Origin of the sequence: Globicatella sulfidifaciens DSM 15739 (assembly GCF_900167405.1) — a bacterium.
In the GTDB taxonomy this organism is placed as follows: domain Bacteria; phylum Bacillota; class Bacilli; order Lactobacillales; family Aerococcaceae; genus Globicatella; species Globicatella sulfidifaciens.
On sequence record NZ_FUWO01000003.1, the window covers coordinates 1 to 3,180 of the forward strand.

Genomic DNA, 3,180 nt, shown 5'->3' on the forward strand with positions numbered 1-3,180 from the left:
ATTTACGTCCCAACGTTGTCCAAAATGCGAATCAATTGATAAAGCTAATAGACAACAAGATAAGCACTTGTTTACTTGTCAGAATTGTGGGTATCAATCAAATGATGACCGTGTGGCAGCTATCAATATTAAAGAATTGGGTCACCGATATCTGTCGAGTGAGAAAAACCCACGGTTTGAAAAAGTTGTGCCAATACAAAATTATTAAACATCAAACAATATTCAGTAAGTGTCTACAGACTGCTTATTGATGGGGTGCCAGTCAACCATCCCTTAGTGTCTTTAAACGGTTGGAGATATTACATCGTTCGTACAACCACCATGTTTAGGACAAACTCTCTGTTTTAACGGAGAGTAGTTGATTAGATGATTATTCTTATTTAAATTACTAATTAGGATTAAATTCTTTGACTCATTCAAATATGTGTGATAATATTAAACCCATAATCAAATTGGTTTGAATTCGAACTAAGTTCAATCAACTATTGAAAGAGGGGACTATTATGCAACACGAATTATTAGGAATCCATCATGTGACCGCGATGACCGATTCTGCTGAACGTAATTATCAATTTTTTACAAAAATTTTAGGGATGAGATTGGTTAAAAAAACAGTTAATCAAGATGATATCCATACTTACCACACATTTTATGCCGATGATGTCGCGGCTCCGGGAACCGATATGACTTTCTTTGATTTTCCCAATAATCCAAAAGGATTACCAGGAACTAATTTAATTTCAAGAATTGGTTTGAGAGTACCGAATGATCAAGCTTTAAACTACTATCAAAAGCGCTTTGAAAAAATGGGAATAAAACATGATCCGATTACTGAAGTATATGGTGTTAAGGTATTACCTTTTGAAGAAGAGGATGGTCAAAAGTACCAATTATTTTCAGATGAACATAACCAAGGGATTCCCGCGGGGACTCCTTGGAAGAAAGGTCCGGTTCCAGCAGAATTTGCCATTACTGGTTTAGGTCCTATTGAAATTACGATCAGTTATTTTGAAGACTTTCGCATTTTTTTAGAAACAGTTTATGGTATGAAAACAATCGAATTAACCGAGGAACGTGCTTTATTGGAAGTAGGGGAAGGTGGTAATGGTGGTCGTGTTATCTTAATTAATGATAGCGAATCCGGACAAAGTCAGCCAGGCTATGGACAAGTCCATCATGTGTCTTTCCGAGTGAAAGACCATGAGGCATTGATGGCTTGGTTAGATCGTTATAATAAGTTAGGTATTAGAAGTTCTGGATATGTCGATCGTTTTTACTTTGAGGCGCTTTATACGCGTGTAGGTCATATTTTAATTGAGTTATCGACTGATGGACCTGGTTTTATGCAAGACGAACCATATGAAACCTTAGGAGAAAAATTATCTTTACCTCCGTTTTTAGAGCCTAAGAGAGCAGAAATTGAGGCACAAGTTAGACCGTTTGAGACAGTTTGGCGTGGGGAAGAGGAGCAGGATTAAACGTGAAAAAAGTTAAGGGCATTCATCATATAAGTGCGATTGTTGGTGATATTAATGAAAATATTAAATTTTACCAAGATATTTTAGGATTAAGATTAGTAAAACAAACCCTTAATTTTGATGATTCGGCAGTATATCATCTTTACTTTTCAAATGAGCAAGTGAATCCAGGCTTTTTATTAACCTTTTTCCCTTGGCAACATGCGACCCATGGTCGAAAAGGTGGTGGACAAATAGGCAGGATTGCATTTAGAGTACCTAAAGGTTATTTAAAGGAATGGGAGCATTATTTATTTGCTAAAGGCATTGAAACAACACGATCACAGTTATTTGGCCAAGACACTTTAGAATTTAGTGATCCTCATTCTTTAGATTTAGCCATAGTTGAAATGGATGTAGAGCATGAAACGAGAGCTATTTATGATTTTCACGGGGTGGCGATTTTATCTGAAAACCCAACAGCCACTAAATCCTTGTTAACCAATGATTTAGGACTTTTAAAGGTTGGACCTCATCTTTTTAAAACGGATAGTCCACTAGCACAGCATATTATTGTCAATGAATCTCCTTTACCTAAAGGACGTTGGGGTACGGGAACGGTCCACCATTTAGCTTGGAGTGTACCTTCTCAAACAGAATTATTGGCATGGCAAGACTATTTTTTTGAACAACAATTTGCCATTACCGAAGTTAAAGATCGTAAGTATTTTAAATCGATTTATTTACAAGAAAAAGGGAATGTTATTTTTGAATTTGCTACTGTTGATCCAGGCTTAGAAGTAGATGAGTCTTTTGATAAATTAGGACAAACATTACAAATCCCACCCCATTTTGAGATAGATAGAGACAACATACTAGCTCAAATTGAACCCATAACGGCTAGAATTAACAAGTATTCATCTTCTAATCGGCAATTATTATCAAAAAAGGAGGCCATTGATGGAACATCTATATAAAAAAGCTAAAAGGATGGATGCCCCCACTTTTATCTTATTACATGGAACAGGTGGAGATGAGCATTCCTTATTACCAATTGCAGATTTCTTAAATCCTGATTATGGCGTCCTAAGTATTCGAGGAAATGTCAATGAGCACGGGGCTTTACGATTCTTTAAGCGTAAAGCAGAAGGTGTGTATGATGTGCAAGATTTACAGCAAAGAGCATTAATGTTAAGAGAGTTTATTATTGAAGCAAGTGAAAAATATGCGTTTGATTTGAGTAAAGCCATTATTGTGGGGTTTTCCAATGGGGCCAATATCGCGATTGAGCTGTTATTAAAAGACCAATCAATCTTTAACAAAGCTATTTTAATGGCGCCAATGTACCCAGTTCCTATTAATGAAACTCATTCACTATCACACCAAAAAATTTTTATTTCAATGGGTAAGCAAGACCCTATTGTGCCAATTTCTGAAAGCGAACGGGTGGTAACCCTTTTCGAATCACGAAAGGCCGATGTCACTACCTTTTGGGTACAATCACATGAGATTAATATGCTGTTATTATATCAAGTGAAAGAGTGGCTTGGATAAGTGTTTGGGCAAAGACTTTAATAATTTATTTTTGTACTGGCTATATAGGGTATATCAACAGTATGAGTCACTGTATAAGGCTGGGCAAAAAAATTTTTTAATTCTGTTCAGGCATATCTATTTAATTCAAAGCGCAGTGGTTGAGTGGCCTCAAACTGCGTCTTAATGA

At 36.2% G+C, this 3,180-nt stretch carries 4 protein-coding genes; all 4 read left to right on the forward strand.

Annotated features, from left to right (window positions below):
• The coding region (locus B5D12_RS02130; RefSeq protein ID WP_143412023.1) for a zinc ribbon domain-containing protein at positions 1-208 on the forward strand (208 nt) is incomplete at its 5' end.
• A 292-nt stretch (positions 209-500) separates the two neighbouring features.
• A complete protein-coding gene (locus B5D12_RS02135; RefSeq protein WP_078755403.1) occupies positions 501-1,478 on the forward strand; it encodes a ring-cleaving dioxygenase in 978 nt (325 codons plus the stop codon).
• A 2-nt stretch (positions 1,479-1,480) separates the two neighbouring features.
• Positions 1,481-2,434 (forward strand): VOC family protein, encoded by a 954-nt coding sequence (locus B5D12_RS02140; protein WP_078755281.1) that lies wholly within the window; start codon positions 1,481-1,483, stop codon positions 2,432-2,434.
• Positions 2,418-3,011 carry an alpha/beta hydrolase gene (locus B5D12_RS02145; RefSeq protein WP_078755282.1) on the forward strand — a complete coding sequence of 198 codons (594 nt, stop codon included), beginning with the start codon at positions 2,418-2,420 and terminating at the stop codon, positions 3,009-3,011. The genes B5D12_RS02140 and B5D12_RS02145 overlap by 17 nt, the downstream gene beginning before the upstream one ends.
• Positions 3,012-3,180 lie beyond the last annotated feature (169 nt).